Annotated in this window: 14 protein-coding genes; 5 read left to right on the top strand and 9 right to left on the bottom strand. The window is 44.7% G+C overall.

Translation table 11 applies throughout. From position 1 onward, the window contains the following. Positions 1 to 8 precede the first annotated feature (8 nt). On the bottom strand, positions 9 to 509 hold the full coding sequence (locus tag ABDW02_RS10770) for an LEA type 2 family protein (protein WP_343634561.1): 501 nt from the start codon (positions 507 to 509) through the stop codon (positions 9 to 11). A 3-nt stretch (positions 510 to 512) separates the two neighbouring features. Beyond that, positions 513 to 1,901: a dipeptidase gene (locus ABDW02_RS10765; protein WP_343634560.1), complete on the bottom strand. Its 1,389-nt coding sequence runs from the start codon at positions 1,899 to 1,901 to the stop codon at positions 513 to 515. A gap of 162 nt (positions 1,902 to 2,063) precedes the next feature. On the opposite strand from ABDW02_RS10765, the gene ABDW02_RS10760 reads away from it, so the two are divergent. Next, a complete protein-coding gene (locus ABDW02_RS10760; RefSeq protein ID WP_343634559.1) occupies positions 2,064 to 4,328 on the top strand; it encodes a choice-of-anchor L domain-containing protein in 2,265 nt (754 codons plus the stop codon). A 128-nt stretch (positions 4,329 to 4,456) separates the two neighbouring features. Here the strand turns inward: ABDW02_RS10760 and gpmI are convergent, their stop codons facing one another. The 3 genes from gpmI to ABDW02_RS10745 are packed head-to-tail and all read right to left on the bottom strand — an operon-like array spanning position 4,457 to position 8,782. Then, a complete protein-coding gene (gpmI, locus tag ABDW02_RS10755) occupies positions 4,457 to 5,983 on the bottom strand; it encodes a 2,3-bisphosphoglycerate-independent phosphoglycerate mutase (protein ID WP_343634558.1) in 1,527 nt (508 codons plus the stop codon). Beyond that, positions 5,973 to 6,875 (bottom strand): HAMP domain-containing sensor histidine kinase, encoded by a 903-nt coding sequence (locus ABDW02_RS10750; protein ID WP_343634557.1) that lies wholly within the window; start codon positions 6,873 to 6,875, stop codon positions 5,973 to 5,975. The genes gpmI and ABDW02_RS10750 overlap by 11 nt, the downstream gene beginning before the upstream one ends. 5 nt (positions 6,876 to 6,880) lie before the next feature. Then, complete coding sequence (locus ABDW02_RS10745; RefSeq protein ID WP_343634556.1) at positions 6,881 to 8,782, bottom strand: amidophosphoribosyltransferase; 1,902 nt, start codon at positions 8,780 to 8,782, stop codon at positions 6,881 to 6,883. 166 nt (positions 8,783 to 8,948) lie between these two features. Here ABDW02_RS10745 and ABDW02_RS10740 point away from each other — a divergent pair, with 166 nt between their 5' ends. Continuing rightward, complete coding sequence (locus ABDW02_RS10740; protein ID WP_343634555.1) at positions 8,949 to 12,845, top strand: PKD domain-containing protein; 3,897 nt, start codon at positions 8,949 to 8,951, stop codon at positions 12,843 to 12,845. Here ABDW02_RS10740 and ABDW02_RS10735 read toward each other — a convergent pair. Together ABDW02_RS10735 and mtaB are read right to left on the bottom strand one after the other, a co-directional pair. Continuing rightward, a complete protein-coding gene (locus ABDW02_RS10735; RefSeq protein ID WP_343634554.1) occupies positions 12,829 to 14,208 on the bottom strand; it encodes a hypothetical protein in 1,380 nt (459 codons plus the stop codon). The two genes, ABDW02_RS10740 and ABDW02_RS10735, sit on opposite strands and share 17 nt — an antisense overlap. 1 nt (position 14,209) lies before the next feature. Continuing rightward, entirely contained in the window at positions 14,210 to 15,529 is a 1,320-nt protein-coding gene (gene mtaB, locus ABDW02_RS10730) for a tRNA (N(6)-L-threonylcarbamoyladenosine(37)-C(2))-methylthiotransferase MtaB (protein WP_343634553.1), read from the bottom strand. 97 nt (positions 15,530 to 15,626) lie between these two features. Here mtaB and ABDW02_RS10725 point away from each other — a divergent pair, with 97 nt between their 5' ends. The 3 genes from ABDW02_RS10725 (at position 15,627) to ABDW02_RS10715 (ending at position 17,474) form a co-directional block, all read left to right on the top strand. Continuing rightward, complete coding sequence (locus ABDW02_RS10725) at positions 15,627 to 16,100, top strand: cytidine deaminase (RefSeq protein ID WP_343634552.1); 474 nt, start codon at positions 15,627 to 15,629, stop codon at positions 16,098 to 16,100. 3 nt (positions 16,101 to 16,103) lie between these two features. Continuing rightward, positions 16,104 to 17,144 (top strand): methylmalonyl Co-A mutase-associated GTPase MeaB, encoded by a 1,041-nt coding sequence (meaB, locus tag ABDW02_RS10720; RefSeq protein ID WP_343634551.1) that lies wholly within the window; start codon positions 16,104 to 16,106, stop codon positions 17,142 to 17,144. Positions 17,145 to 17,258: 114 nt separating this feature from the next. Continuing rightward, on the top strand, positions 17,259 to 17,474 hold the full coding sequence (locus tag ABDW02_RS10715) for an RNA-binding S4 domain-containing protein (RefSeq protein ID WP_343634550.1): 216 nt from the start codon (positions 17,259 to 17,261) through the stop codon (positions 17,472 to 17,474). 108 nt (positions 17,475 to 17,582) lie between these two features. On the opposite strand, the gene ABDW02_RS10710 is transcribed toward ABDW02_RS10715, so the two are convergent. After that, positions 17,583 to 18,116: a hypothetical protein gene (locus tag ABDW02_RS10710; RefSeq protein WP_343634549.1), complete on the bottom strand. Its 534-nt coding sequence runs from the start codon at positions 18,114 to 18,116 to the stop codon at positions 17,583 to 17,585. A gap of 52 nt (positions 18,117 to 18,168) precedes the next feature. After that, on the bottom strand, positions 18,169 to 18,693 hold the full coding sequence (locus tag ABDW02_RS10705) for a 3-hydroxyanthranilate 3,4-dioxygenase (protein ID WP_343634548.1): 525 nt from the start codon (positions 18,691 to 18,693) through the stop codon (positions 18,169 to 18,171). Between the last annotated feature and the right edge of the window lie 117 nt (positions 18,694 to 18,810).

Genomic DNA, 18,810 nt, shown 5'->3' with positions numbered 1-18,810 from the left:
TAAAGGACTCATTCCCGTACTGCACCTTTCATAATGCCTTGTAACAATCCGTCGAATTTGATATCGCCGCTGGATAAATTGTGCGTTTCGTGGATATCGAATGTTTTCCCGAATCCCATCACGCTTCCGCGTACTTTTCCATCAAGTTTTAGTTCAAATTTGTCGGCACTTACCAGCTTCGCAATGCGAAACAAAGCCCCGTCACTCAAACTAAGCTTCAACGGAATGGTGTAAACGTTTTCGGATTTGCGCTTGATCTTGATCTTTTTGGTCAAATCAATATCTCCGATCTCCAGGTCATTGATCGAAACGGTTAATTCTCCCTTCTTGATTTTGAAACCGTATCCGTTGTCATTGTCAACTGTTGCATCAAAACTCACGTTCAGGGTTTTACCTTCCAGTTTTCCGAATTTGAAATTGGAATATCCCGAAACCACCGGTTCCTCGAAATCACAGCTTGAAACTGTTAAAAGGACCGCACACGCACATAAAAAAAAGAGCTTCTTCATAATTTACTTCATTGCTTCATTGAAATAATGGAAGAAATACGGAATGGTTTCAATTCCTTTGTAAAAATTGAACAACCCGTAATGCTCGTTCGGTGAATGGATCGCATCGGAATCCAGGCCAAAGCCCATCATAACCGTTTTCAGGCCCAATTCTTTTTCGAACAAAGCAATGATCGGAATACTTCCTCCGCTTCTTACCGGGATAGGTGTTTTCCCGAAAGTTTCTTCGTAAGCTTTTGCAGCACTTTTGTAAGCAATGGAATCGATCGGTGTAACTACCGGTTCTCCGCCGTGATGCGGATTTACGACTACCTTCACACCGGCCGGTGCAATGGATTCAAAATGTTTGGCAAACAACTCCGTAATTTTATCCGGTTCCTGGTTTGGTACCAAACGCATGGAGATTTTAGCGTAAGCTTTGGAAGCAATCACTGTTTTTGCTCCTTCGCCGGTATATCCTCCCCAAATTCCGTTTACATCCAGTGTAGGGCGAATAGAACCTCTTTCAGGTGTCGTGTATCCTTTCTCTCCGTAGACTGCATCAATATCCAATGCTTTTTTGTATGCTTCTTCATCGTAAGGAGCTTTTGCCATTTCAGCGCGCTCTTCCATGCTTAGTTCAACCACATCCGCATAAAATCCCGGAATGGTAATGTGATTATTTTCATCGTGCAACGAAGCAATCATTTTCGTTAAGATGTTAATTGGATTCGCCACGCATCCGCCGTAAAGCCCGGAATGCAAATCGCGGTTCGGTCCTGTAACTTCTACTTCCACATAGCTCAAACCTCTCAATCCGGTTGTGATGGAAGGAACGTCATTTGCAAGCATACCTGTATCCGAAACCAAAATGATATCGGCTTTCAAACGTGCTTTATTTTCTTTGATGAAAACACCCAGGTTGACCGAACCTACTTCTTCTTCTCCTTCGATCATGAATTTCACATTACATGGAAGTTCATTGGTTTTCATCATCGCTTCGAAGGCTTTCACGTGCATGAAGAATTGTCCTTTATCGTCACAGGCGCCGCGTGCGAAGATGGCTCCTTCCGGGTGAATTTCCGTCTTTTTCACCACCGGTTCAAACGGGGGAGAAGTCCACAAATCGATCGGGTCCGCAGGCTGCACATCATAATGTCCGTATACAAGCACTGTAGGCAATGCCGGATCAATGATCTTTTCACCGTAAACAATCGGATGTCCGGCGGTCGGGCAAATCTCTACGTTTTCAGCACCTGCTTCCTGCAGGAATTCAGCTACTTTTTCTGCTCCGCGAATCACATCCTTTGCGTAAGCGCTGTCAGCAGAAACGGTTGGAATTTTCAATAAATCAATCAGTTCGTTCAGGAATTTGTCTTTGGATTCCTGTATATATTTTTGGGTGTTTTGCATAAATTTTCTATTTCTCAGGCAAATTTGGTTAAATCATAGCGTTTTTAATCGAATAATTGTGATTAAAATTTAACAGTTAAACAAAAATTAATATAATTGACATCGAAACGCAACCTTTAACATATTATTTCAGTCTAAAGGAAGTACGAGATTATAACGACTATGAAGAAAATTACTACAATACTGTCGATTGTATTATTGTCAGTTAGCTTTAACGGAAATGCCCAAATTTCTGTGACTAGCGGACAGCCCATTACAGATTACGTGACGAACCATTTATTAGGTCTCGGTGTAACTGTATCCAATGTAACATTTACCGGAGATCCTGCCCAGATCGGTTATTTTGACGGAACGGGAGTAGCGGGTTTTGGTTTTGCTGACGGAACAGTTATATCATCCGGAGGAGTAACCAACCTGGTACCGGGAAATTTCGGTACGGATGATTTTTCCATGAATACGAATGCGGATTTGGTGGCTGTTGCACAATCAGTTACCACAAACCCTGCAGCCAGCAACATCAACGATGCGAATGACGTGGGTATTCTGGAGTTCGATTTCGTTCCGGAATCGGATTTGGTTTCGTTTAATTTTATTTTCGGATCAAACGAGTACGAATATTGGATCAATTCGCAGTACAATGACGCATTCGGGTTCTTTGTCAGCGGACCGGGCATTACAGGGCCTTACAGTGCTCCTGCCGGTTTTCCGGGAGGATCGCAAAACCTGGCGCTGGTGCCGGGAACAAACCTTCCGATTACCATTAGTACGATTTACCCGGCAAACGCTGCATCGGGGGCTGCCTCAAATCCAGCCGGACTGAATCCTCAATTTTATGTAGATAATTCGAGCAATACGAACGTTCAGTTAAACGGTTATACCGTTCCGATGAACATTACTTTCAGCGTAACATGCGGTGAAACGTACCACTTTAAGTTTGCGGTTGCCGATATGCAGGATCAATCGTTGTCTACAGTTGTTTTCCTGGAAGCAGGTTCATTTACTTCTCCTCCGATTAACCTTTCGTTATCCAATACCACAGGTGGGGGAAGTGATACAATCATTGAGGCATGTTCGGATGCAAGATTTGTATTGGCACGCAGTATTTGCCAGTCATTATACGACCTTACAATTAACTTCACTACTTCAGGTACGGCAACAAACGGAGTAGATTACAACATTGCTCAGCCAAGCCCATTGTTTATGCCTGCAGGTCAGGATACGATCTACCTGGATTTTTCAACCATTGCAGATGCGCTTGTTGAAGGAACAGAAACCGTTACTATTAATATCGATTATGTGGATCAATACGGGAACCCTCAAACCAGTTCGGCAACTTTTTATTTAAGTGATATTACTCCGCTTGGAATCAACGAAACAGACCTGAGCCTGGCATGTTTTGACGACGAAGTTATTTTAACGGCTGTTGGAACAGGAGGTTCCGGTACCTATGTTTACGATTGGGTTTCCGGTAGTTCAACGACTACGCAAGATACGGTAAGTATTCTTCAAAACGGTGTAACGAATTACGTGGTTTCCATTACGGATGCCTGTTTGGGAACATACACCGATACGGTTACGGTAACCATGAATCAAACATTGGTGATCGATACGATGATTGCTTACACAGCTTCGGCTTGTACACCGGATGGTGCGGTAAGCGGTTTAGGCGCAGGAATGACGGGAATCCCTCAATACCATTGGGAAGGGCCGGGCACAGGCGGACCAAGCCAGATTAACGCATCCGTGATGCAAAACCTTTCTCCGGGATGGTATGTATTTACGGTTACCGACAACGTTTGTTCCGTGACAGATTCCATCTTCCTGAACAGCGAACCGGGTCCAATTGCAGACATGACGTTGAGTACTATTTCAGGATGTAACCCAACAACGGTTACTTTCACAAACAACAGTCAGAATGCAACGACGTACGAGTGGTATTTCGGAAATGGAAACAGTGTTACGGTAACTGATCTGAGTTCTCAAACACAAACATTTACGGTTTCGGCAGATCAGGCGTTAATCGCAATCAACGGGCCATGCAGAGATACGGCATTTGCTTCTGTTTTGATCGTTGAATGTGGATGTACTGATCCGCAGGCAACGAACTACAACCCGAATGCAGTTCAAAACGATGGTTCGTGTATTTTCCCGGAGCCAAGTGTAATCGTTCCGAACATCTTTACACCGAACGGGGATAAGAACAACGACGTGTTTAAATTAACGACCGTGAATGCAACGGAGATCGAAATCAAAATCAATAACCGTTGGGGAAATAACGTATACGTTGGAACCGGTTTGGATGCTGCCTGGGATGGAAAAATCGACGGGACACTTGCACCTGACGGAGTTTACTTTGTACAGTATACCGTGAAAGGATTAATGGGAAGAGAAATCACCGGACAGGGATTCCTGCAGTTGATCAGATAATAGAAAATAGAAATAAAAAAATAGGGGTTCAGCATACTGAATCCCTATTTTTTTGTTCAAATGTTCAAATGTTCAAATGTTCAAATGTTCAAATGTTCAATTTGAACGATTTAAACCCTTTGAATTTTTTAACTGTCTAAAGCAACGAGTGTTTTTCCGCTCATTTCCAGCGGAGCGGCAATACGCATGCGATCCAGTATCGTTGGTGCTACATCTGCCAGAATCCCGGGATTTAAATGGATATCTTCGTTCTTTGTTACCAGGATTACCGGAACAGGATTCGTGGAGTGTGCTGTATTTGGAGAACCGTCCGGGTTGAACGCAACGTCTGCATTTCCGTGATCGGCAATAATGATCAATTCGTAGTTTAACCGGGTAGCCAGATCTACAATTTCTCCCAGGCAGGAATCAACGGTTTCAACAGCTTTTACGATCGCGTCATAAACTCCTGTATGACCCACCATATCGGGATTCGCGAAATTCAGGCAGAAAAAATCAGGTTCATCCGCTCTTAAATCTTCCAGTATGCGCTCCTTCACTTCCGGCGCACTCATTTCCGGTTGAAGATCGTAAGTGGCTACTTTCGGAGATTTTACCAGGATGCGGGATTCGCCCTTGAATTCCTGTTCTCTTCCTCCGTTGAAGAAGAAGGTCACATGCGGATATTTTTCCGTTTCGGCAATGCGAACCTGTGTACGGTCCATTTTACTAAGAATTTCACCCAACGTATTGTGCAGGTTGTCTTTTTCGAAAATGACATGCACGTTTTTGAATTTCGCATCGTAGCGTGTCATCGTATAATAATCGATTTGCAAAGGCCTCATTCCGTATTCCGGGAAGGATTGCTGTGTCAGGGCCTGACTTATCTCTCTCGGGCGATCTGTCCGGAAATTGAAACAAATGACCGTATCTCCGTCTTTGATTGATCCTTCGCCTGAACTGTTTACCAGCGGCAGGATGAATTCGTCTGTAATATCTTCTTCGTAGCTCGCTTCGATTGCTCTTGCGGCATTGGAAAACGGCGTTCCGATTCCTTTTACCATGGCATCGTAAGCAACTTGCACGCGTTCCCAGCGGTTGTCGCGGTCCATAGCGTAATAGCGTCCCGTAATCGAGGCGATTTTACCCGTCGTGTGCTGCAGGTGGTTTTCCAGCTTTTGGATAAACCCTAAACCGCTTTTCGGATCACAATCTCTTCCGTCTGTAAAGGCATGCACCCAAACTTTGGTGAGCTCATAACTTTTAGCCATGTCCAGCAGAGCATGCAAGTGTTCCTGCGAACTGTGTACACCACCGTCGGAAACAAGCCCGATGAAATGAACCGCTGTGCCGTTCTTTTTTGCTTTCTCAAAGCAGTCGGTCAATACCGGATTTTTGAAAAAAGCGCCTTCGCGGATGGATTTATTGATGCGAGTGAGTTCCTGGTAAACAATGCGGCCCGCGCCGATGTTCAGGTGGCCCACTTCCGAATTTCCCATTTGTCCGTCAGGAAGCCCCACAGCTTCACCGCTTGCAATCAAGGTACTGTGCGGATATTTCTCCAGCAGGGAATCCATTACCGGAGTGTTTGCATTGAAAATGGCATCTGCTTTTGATTGGTCACCCAATCCCCAGCCATCTAAAATTATTAAACCAACTTTTTGATTAGTTATCATAAGGCATTTGTATTTGGAAACATGCTCCCGGCCCGTCAGCTTTGATCAGGCGCAGGTTTCCCCCTAAAGTCCGTGCGCATTCCCTGGCAATAAACAAGCCTAGCCCGGTTCCTTTGGTGGTGCGTGTTTCCTCGTTTTCTAAACGATTGAATTTTTTAAATAAAAGATCCTGCTGTTCTACCGGAATTCCTTTTCCATAGTCCCTGACATCAATGGAAACATAGTCGTTTTCCTTGTGAACCGTCAGGTCAAGCCCCTTTTCCGTGTACCCGTATTTGAACCCGTTTTCAATCAGGTTATTCAAAATGTTGGTAAAAATGAGTGGGTCGGTTTCCAGTTGAAGGTCTTCAAAATCATTCAGTCGAATGGAACTATTGAAGCGTTTCTCCTGGATGTTTATCAAATGAGTCAGGAATTCCTTCAGGGAAATAGAGGTCATTAAACGAGGCAATGCCTGTTGTTCAAGCCTGGAAGCGGTCAGGATCTGTTCTACCAATGTTTCCAGCCTGCTGGATTCGTCCAGTGCTTTTTGGATCAGTTCAGCCTGTTTTTCTGCGCTTAATTGATGCTTTTGAATGGTTTGCAGGTACAATTTGGTAGCTGCGAGCGGAGTTTTCAGTTCGTGTGTAACGGAAAGCATGAAATTATTCTGCTGCCGCGCCATCTGGATCTCTTTTTTGATAGAACGCTTGATTTTCCAAAGCCCGAAAAGGAGTAATACCAGGAATACGGAACCTTCCCCGATGATCATCACAATGCGTTTGGTAATCAGTTCATCGGTATGCTGTGAAGCACGCGTTAAATCAATAAGGTGATAGCCCCACCAAAGGAATTGAATCAGTACATAAGCACCCAGCAAGTATACAAAAACAGTTGTGGGTTTTTTAAGCATTTCTCTTAATAAGCGCGTTCGTTTTTGCCCTCAATATAGTTAATAAATGCCTTATTTACGACTTTATTTCCTCCCGGAGTCGGGTAGTTACCGGTGAAATACCAGTCTCCCGTATTTCCCGGACAAGCTCTGTGCAAATCCTCCACTGTCTGATAAACGATGTTTACTTCAGCTTTGATATTTTCAGGAGTCAGCATTTTAGCGATCTGTGCAGAAATTTCTTCCGCCGTAAAAGGAGCGTAAATCTCTTTCACATAGTTTACGATCTGCTCTTTCGGCAGTTTTTCCTGCTCTTTTGACTTGCGGTAACACTCGTCAATGATATGCTGTCGGCCGGTTTCTTTCAGCAAAGTAATTGCGGCATCAAAAGCGATGAAATCACCCATTTTTGCCATATCGATCCCGTAACAATCCGGGTAACGGATTTGCGGAGCCGAAGAAACCACCAAAATGCGTTTCGGGTCCAAACGGTCCAGGATGCGCAGGATGGATTGTTTCAAAGTTGTACCTCTTACGATACTGTCGTCAATCACAACCAGGTTGTCTTTTCCGCGAACTACAGAACCGTAAGTAATATCGTAAACCTGAGCAACCATGTCGTCGCGGGCATCATCTTGCGTGATAAATGTACGCGCCTTGGCATCCTTAATAGCGATTTTCTCAATACGAGCACGGCGGTTCAGGATCTCTTTCAGTTGTTCAGGGCTCGGTTTTCCTTCAATGGCAGATAGTTGCTCGAATTTTTGTTCGTTCAGGTAATCTTCCAATCCTTTGATCATTCCGTAGAAACTGCTTTCAGCGGTATTCGGGATGAAAGAGAAAACGGAATTATCCAGATCGTAATCGATTGTTTTCAAGACGTTCGGAACTACAAAACGGCCTAAATTCTTGCGTTCTGCGTAGATATCGTAATCATTTCCTCGGGAGAAATAGATGCGTTCGAAAGAACATTTTGCCGGAGCTTTCGGAGCGTTGATCTCCACTTCGGAAACAGTACCGTTCTTTTTGATGATCAGTGCGTGTCCCGGAGTCAATTCCTTGATCTCGTCGTATTTCAGGTTAAATGCTGTTTGGATAACCGGTCTTTCCGATGCCACCACACAAACTTCTTCGTCTTCGAAATAAAACGCCGGTCGGATCCCGTTCGGGTCTCTCAGCACGAATGCATCCCCGTGGCCCAGTAATCCTGCCATTGCGTATCCGCCGTCCCACACTTCCGAAGAATGTTTCAGGATTTGCTGAATATCAATCGTATCGGCAATTTTCTGGTAGATCTCCTGGCTGTTTAATCCTTCAGCCTGGTATTTTTGGAATAATTCGTCGTTTGCAACATCCAGGAAGTGGCCGATCTTTTCCAGTACGGTAACCGTATCGGATTTTTCTTTCGGGTGCTGACCGATTTCCAGCAGTACCTCGAATAGTTCGTCGACATTTGTCAGGTTAAAGTTCCCTGCAACAACCAGGTTCCTGGTGATCCAGTTGTTTTGTCTTAAGAACGGATGGCAGCTTTCGATTGAATTCCTACCGAAGGTTCCGTATCGCAAATGTCCTAAAAACAACTCCCCGGTAAACCCTGCGTTTTTCTTCAGATAATCGACATCTTTCAGTAATTCCGGGTTTTCTTCCCCGATTTCGTAAAAACGCTTATTGATGTGATCGAAAATATCCTGGATCGGTTTCGGATCGATGCTCCGGTAACGCGAAATATAACGCTCCCCGGGTTCCATGTCCAATTTAATGTTCGCAACTCCTGCACCGTCTTGTCCGCGGTTGTGTTGCTTTTCCATTAAAAGGTGAAGCTTGTTTAGACCATAAAAAGCCGTTCCGTATTTATCAACATAGTACTGTAAGGGCTTTTTTAATCGAATGACTGCGATTCCGCATTCATGTTTAATTGCATCGCTCATGGGCATCAAAAATCTTGGTGCAAAGGTACGCAATCTAAATCGATTCAGGCTAGAAATATTCGACCAAAAAACAACTTTTTATTGAATTCATAGTCTTATAAATACCGCAGAATAAATAACACTTTTTGTGCTTTTTTATTTTGAATAGTATTTGTAAATTCGTTTGATGTTTTTTCGCGTTCTGATTGGGGTAATGTGCTTGTTTTCAGTTGCTTTCGGGCAAACTGACAAAGTGTTGTTACATCCCAACGAAGGACAGTGGGATCCGAAGATCCATTTCAGGGTCGACATGCGCCAGGGATCCGTGCTCATCAATGAAACGGGTTTTGCTTATTTCCTGCACGATGCGATGGATCACAACCACGAAGAAAAAGGGTCGGTTGAAGATAAAAAAATCCATTGCCAGATACTCCGGTCCGAATTTCTGAATACTACCTGGAAAGGTGCAAAGACAAAAGGAAAACCGAGCCGTTCTTACCGCAACTATTACCAGGGAAGCGATCAAAGCAAATGGAGATCCAAAGTTTTCAGTACGGAAAAAGTTACCTACGATGAGGTTTACGAAGGAATTGACCTGGTCGTTGAAGGCCGGTCGGATTTTCTGAAATACTCTTTTGTACTGGCTCCCGGAGCGGATGTCAAAAAGATTGCAACGAAGATTTCCGGAAGCGAGAACGTGTTTTTGCGCGAAGGAGATTTGGTGACCCGGACCGATTTCGGTGAAATTATTGAAAAAGAACCTGTTGCCTGGAGCATTCACAACGGAAGAAAAACCAAGGTGCCCGTGGCGTTTAAACTGGAGAATAATCTGGTTACTTATGAATTCCCAAAGGGATTTCCGGAAACAGATACGCTGATCATTGATCCGGATATCGTGTTTTCTTCTTTCACCGGGTCGACCCTGGATAACTGGGGAATGACGGCAACTCCTGACCAGGATGGAAACTTGTATGCGGGTGGAATTGTGTTTGCCGGTACGGGGTCTTATCCGACAATTACCGGGTCTTTTGACCTGAGTTTCAACGGCGGGAATTCTTATCAGTTCGGAACAGGAACCTTGCCGGGCTTTGATGTGGCTATTTCGAAATTCAATGCAACCGGAACAAATTTGGTTTATTCCACTTACCTGGGTGGTTCTGGAAATGAGTCCGTGCACAGTTTGGTAACTGATGAACAGGGTGACTTATACGTACTTGGCGTAACGAGTTCTACGAATTTCCCGACGATCACCGGATGTATCGATCAAAGCTTTAATGGCGGGCCAACTGTCGCTACCAACGAATTGGGGTTCCAGGGTGCGGATATTTACGTATGCCACTTCGACGCGGCAGGTTCAAACTTGGTAGGTTCTACCTACCTGGGAGGAACGGGAACGGACGGTATCAATTCCGGAAGTTTGTATTTCAACTACGGAGATCCTTTCCGGGGAGAAATCGTTGTCAATTCCGGACAAGTATATGTAACCAGTTCTACTTCATCGACTAATTTTCCTTTGGCAAATGCCTTCCAGGGTACTTTAAACGGTGCACAGGATGCGGTTGTCATCAAAATGAATTCCGGGTTGACTTCCCTCATTTGGTCGACTTATGTGGGCGGTTCAGGCCACGATTCCGGCAACGGGATCCAGATCTCCAGTACCGGAGAAGTATTTGTGGCCGGAGGAACAACTTCCTCCAATATGCCATTTACTTCCGGAAATGATCTGACCTACAATGCTGGTATTGCAGACGCTTATGTAATGCGTCTATCCGGAACTTCCGGTGCAGTTTTGTCCGGAACATACATTGGAACGAACGAATACGACCAGGCCTTTTTTGTCCAGTTGGACCTGGATGACAATGTGTATATCTATGCGCAAACAGAAGGTTCGATGGCCATTTCACCGGGCAAATACGGAGTGGGAAATTCGGGGCAGTTTGTTGCGAAGTTTTCCCCCGATCTGACCGGCTTATTATGGACTACATCCATCGGTTCCGGCTCCGGGCATATTGAAATTTCACCGACTGCTTTCCTGGTGTCGAATTGCGGCGAGATTTACCTGGCAGGCTGGGGAGGAAATGTCAACGTCAATAACTCTCCGGGCGCTATTCACAGTAGTTCCAACGGACTTCCGGTTACTCCGGACGCTTTCCAGCCGAATACCAATGGAAATAATTTCTGGCTGGCCGTTTTGGAGGAAGATGCAACGGCATTGAATTATGCAACTTTTATCGGTGGAACAAATAGTTCCTATAACCACGTAGACGGCGGTACCAGCCGTTTTGATAAGAACGGGAATATTTACCATGCTGTTTGCGGGGCTTGTGGCGGTGCACCCAATGGTTTTTCCACAACTCCGGAAGCCTGGTCAACCACTAACCAGAGTCTGAACTGTAACCTCGCAGCCTTCAAATTTGAATTAAGCAGTATCGAAGCGGTTGTTGCCGCGCCGGATCCTTTGGTGTGTTTGCCGGACCCGGTTATTTTCAACAACAACAGTGCAAACGGGAACGAATTCGAATGGGATTTCGGTGACGGACAAACTTCCTCGCAAGTGAATCCATCGCATGTTTATAGCGGGCCGGGCCAATATACCGTTACACTGATCGTTCGTGATACTACTTTATGCTACACACCGGATACGGTTCAGTTTGTAGTAAATATCGGGGATTTTAACGGGGGAATCGTGAATCCTACGTCGCAGACCTGTGCAAATGTACCGGTGCAAATGGAAGCTTACGGAGGAACGGTTTATCATTGGGAACCTGCTCAAAACTTTAACAATCCGAACATTTTTAACCCGATGGTGACAACCGGGCAGAATCTTGCGGTTTACTGTATCATTTCGGATAGTTGTGGGGTGGATACGGTATATGCGCAAATAAATGTGCTGAACGGAGCTCTCGATATGTCCAATGATACCGCAATTTGTGTGGGAAATTCTGTCAATTTATTTGTCTCGGGAGTAAACCAGGTTACCTGGAGTCCGGGAACTTACCTGGATAATCCGTCGAGTTTAACTCCTGTTTCTACACCTTTGCAATCGATTACTTACACAGTAACGGGTACTACTTCTGATGGCTGTCAGCTGACCGGAACGGTTCATATTCATGTGGATACCACGATGCCGCAGCCTGTAATGCCGGATTCACTGGTGTATTGTACGGGGTCTTCCGGATCGGTTACGGTTTCAGGAGCGACTTCATATAACTGGTCGCCGCAGACGGATATTACCCCGGTTACAGGGCCGCAGGTTACAATCAGTGCTCAGTCGGATCAATATTATTACTGCGATTTTTCCAATGCCTGCGGAACGGTCCGGGACAGTATTTTTATTCACATCAATGTTGCGAACATTCTCGCAGGAAATGATACTACGATCTGCCCGGGAGAAACGGCGCCTGTTCATGCTTCGGGAGGAGTTTCTTACAGCTGGTCACCGAATCCATATGGAGTTCTGCAGCCAGACGGGTCGCTTGTTTTGGTGAAACCGGGAGTGTCTACTACGTATACGGTGGTTGGAACAGACGAATACGGCTGCACGGATACGGCTTTTGTGCGGGTGAATTTATTTCCTTCTCCATTCGTTCAAACAAACCCGGATGTGTATGCTGTTTTCGGGGAAGAAGTCCAGCTGAATGCGATTTCGAATACGGCAGTCAGTTACGTTTGGAGCCCGGCGGAATACCTTTCCTGCAATGTTTGTCAGAACCCGGTTACGATGCCGAATAAAGCCATGACTTTTACGGTGACAATTTACGATATCAATGGCTGTTCTGCGTCCGACGTGGTGCACATTTTTTACGATGCAATAATTTATGTGCCGAATACCTTCACACCGAACAACAACGGAACGAATGAAACGTTTTTCGCACTTGGTGTCAATATCAAGGATTTTCAATTGGATATCTATAACAGATGGGGAGAACTCATTTACTCCGGCGATGCTTTATCCCAAATGTGGGACGGAACCTATGCCGGTTTGCCTTCTCCGGATGGTGTTTATACCTGGAAAATCGAATACAGTGAAATCCTGAATGCTGAAAGACACCAGATAGTCGGGCACGTTAGTTTGCTGCGTTAAGTTTTCGCTTGTAAAGAATCAGACCGCTCTGCCGGGAACGATCCAATAGGATTTGATATTCTCTGACTTCAATTCTGATAGTCTTGCATAACACGTATTCCGAGCGAAATTTTTCACCGTCCCTAAATACCTCTTGTATAGGAACCTTGTATTCCAGGCGATAATAATTGACAACAGGTTCGTATAGCCAGTTGCACTCTGCGATGTGAACAGAATTATCACTAATATCTTGCTTAATCAGAAGTGTTGCCTCTTTTAAGTCCTGATCCTCAGCCCAGGTCATCGTTTTTTTGAAGTTGTAAAAAGGAATATTTACTCCAATGAACGAAGCAGAACACCCTATAATTAATATCCGGAACGCTTTTAATCTCAAGGGTTCAATATTCAAAAGGAAAGTAAGCAGAAAAACGGGGTAGAGATACAATAAAGAGCGATTGATCGGGTAAAGCGCTTCGAACAGGATGTTTTCAGCAACAAGCGCACAAAAAAGACCTGTTGTAAGGAGTACTGCAAAAGTGCCAGGAGTGAAAAGTGCCTTTTTCCGGATAGCTAAAAAACCTGCCAGTAACAGTAAAACGTAGAATAGGTATCTTAAAAGATTCAGGTTTTCAAATCCATTGATTGCATAAAAACCGGAAGCGATAAGACTATCGATACTCGTGTTCAGATTTCCGGTACCGAAATACAACTCATTATGAGCTTTCAGGAAGAACAACTGGTTCAGGGAAAAGTAAAGTGGAAGGATGCATAAAACAATCACTAAAGCGGAAGTAAGCAGGTATTGTTTCGGTTTGCAGGCAATGAGACCGAATAAAATCAACGCCTGGGCAATTAAAAAATAGTTGAGCGTATTCAGGTTGGCACTCAATGCCAGGATTGAAAAAGCAGTTGCCAGATAAGCATGAACCGCTTTGGATTCCGTTTTCAACGCTGCAACCCGGAAAAGGTAGAACAGGGAAGCGGTGACAAAAGCGACCGATAATCCGTAACCGCGGCACAGGGAGAAAAAATCCAATATAAACGGATTTCCGCAAAGCAGGAATAGCAAAGCTATCTGAGTGGCTGAAGTATTCAGAAACGTCTTTGAAATACGGAATAGAAAGAACCAGAAAACAGCAAAAGAAAGCATGTTCGGAAGGCGCAGGGCAAATTCCTTTGCGCCGAATAAGTGAGAGCTTAAAGCGCTCAAATGCGTATTCAGCCAATGGTGATTGGCCGTTGCTTTCAACAGTTCATCTCCCTGGATGATTTTATAGGTCAAAGCTTCGTCGTGTGTCAAGCCCACACTGAACCCGCGAATAAGAACATAACTGAATGCGAAAAGAAGGCCGAGGTAGTAGGTTATTTGAACGGTGCGGTTCATTTTAGATGAATTCACATTTCAGAACACCATCGCGGTCTATTTCCGTAAGTTGTACCGTTTGCATTTGGTTTACCAGATCCGGGTTGAAAAGCGTTTTTACCTTCACATAATTTTCCGTGAAACCATACATGATCCCTTCGTCCTCTTCCGCTTCGAATAAAACGGTTCTTCTGGAACCTACCTGAGATTCGTAAAACGCCCGTTTTTTCTTGTCGGAAAGAATGTGAAGCTGTTTGCTTCGCTGCGCTCTGACCTGGTTCGGAACAGGATCTCCCAATTTTACAGCCGTTGTATTTGCGCGCTCGGAATAGGTAAATACGTGTAAATACGAAACGTCCAGATCTTTCAGGAAATCAACGGTTTCCATAAATTCTTCGTCCGTTTCTCCCGGAAATCCTACAATAACGTCCACACCGATGGCGCAGTCGGGACGCAGTTTTTTGATATGCTGAACGCGTTCCACGTACAATTCACGCAGGTATTTCCGGCGCATTGCTTTCAACAAACGGTTACTTCCCGATTGAAGCGGAATGTGGAAATGCGGAACGAAACGTTTGGAATCTTCCAATGTAAATTGAATGATTTCATCGCTCAATAAGTTCGGTTCGATCGAAGAAATGCGGTAACGGTCTATTCCGTTTACCTCGTCAAGTGCTTTCACCAATTCGAAGAAATTCTCGTCTGCTCCTTGTCCGAAATCACCGATATTGACACCGGTAAGCACCACTTCTTTGATTTTTGTATCTGCAATTTTTTGTGCTTCGGAAACCGTTTCTGCAATGCTTGCATTCCTGCTTTTCCCGCGTGCCAATGGAATGGTACAGAACGTACAGAAATAATCGCAGCCATCCTGTACTTTTAAGAAAGACCGGGTACGGTCGCCCATGGAATGTGAAGGAATAAAGCTGGTTGTTTGCTTGATATTTTCAAACTTCACAGTAGCTTGCTGTAACTCCTCATGCTGTTTCTCCTTCTCATTCTGTTCCAAATGCTCAACGATATTGAATTTCTCATTCGCACCCAAAACCAGAGAAACTCCCGGAATTTGTGCAATTTCAGTCGGTTTTAATTGTGCATAACACCCGATAATTGCCACATAAACTTCCGGGTTGATCTTTTTGGCACGTCTGACAAGTTGCTTGCATTTTTTGTCGGCATTTTCAGTAACCGAACAAGTGTTAATAACCAAAATATCAGGCGTTTCCTCGAAGTCAACCTTTGCAAAACCTGCGTTTTCAAAAAGCCTGGAAATAGTAGATGTCTCTGAAAAATTCAGTTTGCATCCAAGGGTATAAAAAGCGACTTTCTTAAACTGTTGCATTTTTTTGCAGAATTGAGGGCACAAAGATAGACATTTTCAAGTCTGTACAAAAATCCCAGTGCAACTAATCGTTATATTTGTTAGACTATAGATTCACATGAAAAAGCAACTGACGATCCATTACGAATGGCTGGACCATTGGAAAGAACTTCCTGACTCCGAGCAACTTTTGATTGAAAAGGCGCACGAGGCAGCAGAAAGCGCCTATGCTCCTTACAGCGATTTCAAGGTCGGAGCGGCGGTTTTACTGGCCGACGGAACGATTGTGAAGGGGAATAACCAGGAAAACATTGCTTATCCGAGTGGTTTGTGTGCGGAACGGGTTGCGCTTTTCTATGCAGGAGCGAATTATCCCGGCACAACCATAAAGACCATTGTGGTGGTCGCTGACGGAGATCTGATTGCGGCAGACGAATGTGTTTCTCCGTGTGGTTCGTGCCGGCAGGTTCTTGCAGAATCGGAAATGCGCCAGGACGAACCGATCCGGATTATTTTGGTTTCCCGCGACGGGAAAACCTGGATTTTCGACAGTATAAAAGATATTTTGGTATTTCCTTTTGGAGTAAAGTAAACGATGAACGAAAAACGTCTTGAAGAATGGTTCTCTTCCCGGAAGAAAATGCGCGAAGACCGGACGGCAGAAAAGCTGTTTGAGGCGATTCGCCAGGGAGATGCAACTGCTCTGAGCGGGGCGATTACCTTGCTCGAAAGTACACGCGAAGCGGATTTGGAAACGGCTAAGGAATTGATCCGTTTGTGCCTGCCGTTCTCGGGAAATTCATTGCGTATCGGGATCACCGGGGTTCCCGGAGTAGGAAAAAGCTCTTTCATTGAGAAATTCGGGCATACCATTTTAAAGACCCGCAAAAAAGTGGCTGTTTTGGCTATTGATCCGAGCAGCGAACGAACGGGCGGAAGTATTTTGGGCGATAAGACCCGTATGGAAACCTTGTCCCAAAATCCGCGGGTGTTTATCCGGCCCTCTGCTGCAGGAAATACGTTGGGTGGCGTTGCGCGCAAAACCCGTGAAACAATTATTCTTTGCGAAGCCGCCGGATTTGACGTGCTGCTGATCGAAACGGTCGGAGTGGGACAATCGGAGATTATGGTCCATTCCATGGTCGATTTTTTCCTCCTGCTTCTTTTGGCCGGTGCCGGCGATGAACTCCAGGGAATCAAACGAGGAATTATGGAAATGGCCGATGGTTTGGCTGTTACAAAGTCGGATGGTGACAATGTAAATAAAGCGAAACTGGCTTCCCGGGAATTGAAGAATGCCATTCATTTATTCCCACCGGCTTCCAATGGCTGGATCCCGGAAGTGAAGACCTGCAGTTCATTGGAAAATACGAATATTGATGAGGTTTGGGAAATGATCGAACGGTTTGAACGGCATACCAAACTGAACGGAAGCTTTGATTCCAAGCGCAAACACCAGGATCTGAACTGGATGCACGAAACCTTAAAAGATCTGCTGATGCAAGGATTGTGGGCGCAGGAAAAAACAAGAGCCTATATCGGAGCAAAAGGCTTGGAAGTGGAGAACGGAACTATTTCCGCCTTTGAAGCTGCCGAAGAAATTTATAGGCTCTATAGAAAAAACGTCGATTACTAAATCAAAAATAGAAAAGCTTCTTTTCCAGCCGGAACTCTTGCGGTAGAAACCTGTTTTTTGACGGTGTTTAATGAAAATGCTGCGCTACAGAAAAGAAAGGGTTAACTTTATCCCATGGAAAAGATCGAATTTACCATTAACGGGGAATTTATAGAGTTACTGGGCTTACTGAAGGCTACGGGGATCGCTCAAACCGGTGGTCATGCAAAAATGATCGTTGAAGACGAAGAAGTGTACCGGAACGGTGAATTGGAAACGCGGAAACGTGCGAAACTGGTTGCAGGAGATGTCATCGAAGTAGGCGATGAAGTCCGTATCGTGTTGAAATGATTGATGTAAGTTTCAAAAGTTCACACTTCGGCTACACTCAGTGTTCTTCGGTTTAGCGAATGATCTTAAAAGGGTGACTGAGCGAAGTCGAAGCCACCTTTTAAACGATTAAAATAATTCCTGTAATTCTTTTCGCAGAAATTCAACCGTAATCTCTGTAGGAAGTTTTCCTACTTCTGCTACGATTTCAAATATTTTTGCTGCCATGTCTGTTGAAAGAGCCGTTGCATCCATCTGCTGACCAGCTAAATTGATGATCTTGATTGTTTCTTCCTTGGAATTTCGGACCATGTCCCATGCCTGCGGGGAAACGAACATTTGCTGTGACACATTGTGATCGTATTCTTCACGGATAGCCTGTAACAAATCCGTTTGAAGTTTACGGGCAGGAAGTCCGGGGTTGTGAAGGCGCATAACCAAACTTCCGGGATGGATACGCTCCATTAAAAGTGCAGCACGCTGATAAGCTTCCACACGCATCGGAAGGAAGTGTTTCTGGCGCTCTTTTTTTAATTCGATTTGCGCAGCCCTGATCTCACGGTCTCCCGTTTTTTTTAGGAACAAATAAGCCATTAGCAATACTCCGCCGCCGGAGATGATTGAAATAAGAATAGGAAAGATGATTCCGACAAAAAAGTGCATACGAGTTGTTTTTCTGGGTAAATTCGTTTTTTGGTAAAAGTAACAATTCCGCTTAAATGAATTTTGGATCGGCCTCCATTTGATGTCCGCACACCGAGCAGGTTCTCATTTCTTCCGAATTGTAAAACTCCTTAAAGCGGGGCAGAAAATCCTTTTCGATATTATCCAGTTTGAAACGGTAGTGTTTCAATTCGTGGTTGCATTTTTCGCAGAACCAGAATAGACCGTCCTGCATGTCCGTGTTCTTGCGAACGCGCTCAATCACCAAACCAACCGTATTTTCGCCACGACGCGGGTTATGAGGAATGCGTGCGGGAAGCAGGAACATTTCGCCTTCTTTAATCACAATGTCCTTGGCCTTGCCTTCGTGCTGGATACCAACCGTGATATCACCTTCAATCTGGTAGAAAAGTTCTTCACTCTCATTGAAGTGGTAATCTTTTCGTGCATTCGGACCTCCAACGATCATGACAATGAAATCGCCGGCTTCCTTGTAAAGGTTTTTATTCCCGACAGGTGGTTTCAATAACTCCCTGTTTTCTTCGATCCACTGATGTAAATTAAATGGCATTAACATATCCCTGTGTTTTTATCAAAAGTACCAAATGCAAGCCCGATTTGCAATACCAAAGAGCATAAAAAAACCCCGAAGCAGATGTTTCCATCGCTTCGGGGTTTTTATGAATTTATTAAC

The organism is Fluviicola sp. (genome assembly GCF_039596395.1).
GTDB lineage: Bacteria > Bacteroidota > Bacteroidia > Flavobacteriales_D > Crocinitomicaceae > Fluviicola.
Note: the sequence above shows the minus strand (reverse complement) of the source record. Positions and strands in the feature narration are given on the sequence as shown.

Coding starts and splice junctions, on each gene's coding strand:
- ABDW02_RS10770 (WP_343634561.1), bottom strand. CDS start 509: ATGAAGAAGCTCTTTTTTTTATGTGCGTGTGCGGTCCTTTTAACAGTT.
- ABDW02_RS10765 (WP_343634560.1), bottom strand. CDS start 1,901: ATGCAAAACACCCAAAAATATATACAGGAATCCAAAGACAAATTCCTG.
- ABDW02_RS10760 (WP_343634559.1), top strand. CDS start 2,064: ATGAAGAAAATTACTACAATACTGTCGATTGTATTATTGTCAGTTAGC.
- gpmI (WP_343634558.1), bottom strand. CDS start 5,983: ATGATAACTAATCAAAAAGTTGGTTTAATAATTTTAGATGGCTGGGGA.
- ABDW02_RS10750 (WP_343634557.1), bottom strand. CDS start 6,875: ATGCTTAAAAAACCCACAACTGTTTTTGTATACTTGCTGGGTGCTTAT.
- ABDW02_RS10745 (WP_343634556.1), bottom strand. CDS start 8,782: ATGAGCGATGCAATTAAACATGAATGCGGAATCGCAGTCATTCGATTA.
- ABDW02_RS10740 (WP_343634555.1), top strand. CDS start 8,949: ATGTTTTTTCGCGTTCTGATTGGGGTAATGTGCTTGTTTTCAGTTGCT.
- ABDW02_RS10735 (WP_343634554.1), bottom strand. CDS start 14,208: ATGAACCGCACCGTTCAAATAACCTACTACCTCGGCCTTCTTTTCGCA.
- mtaB (WP_343634553.1), bottom strand. CDS start 15,529: ATGCAACAGTTTAAGAAAGTCGCTTTTTATACCCTTGGATGCAAACTG.
- ABDW02_RS10725 (WP_343634552.1), top strand. CDS start 15,627: ATGAAAAAGCAACTGACGATCCATTACGAATGGCTGGACCATTGGAAA.
- meaB (WP_343634551.1), top strand. CDS start 16,104: ATGAACGAAAAACGTCTTGAAGAATGGTTCTCTTCCCGGAAGAAAATG.
- ABDW02_RS10715 (WP_343634550.1), top strand. CDS start 17,259: ATGGAAAAGATCGAATTTACCATTAACGGGGAATTTATAGAGTTACTG.
- ABDW02_RS10710 (WP_343634549.1), bottom strand. CDS start 18,116: ATGCACTTTTTTGTCGGAATCATCTTTCCTATTCTTATTTCAATCATC.
- ABDW02_RS10705 (WP_343634548.1), bottom strand. CDS start 18,693: ATGTTAATGCCATTTAATTTACATCAGTGGATCGAAGAAAACAGGGAG.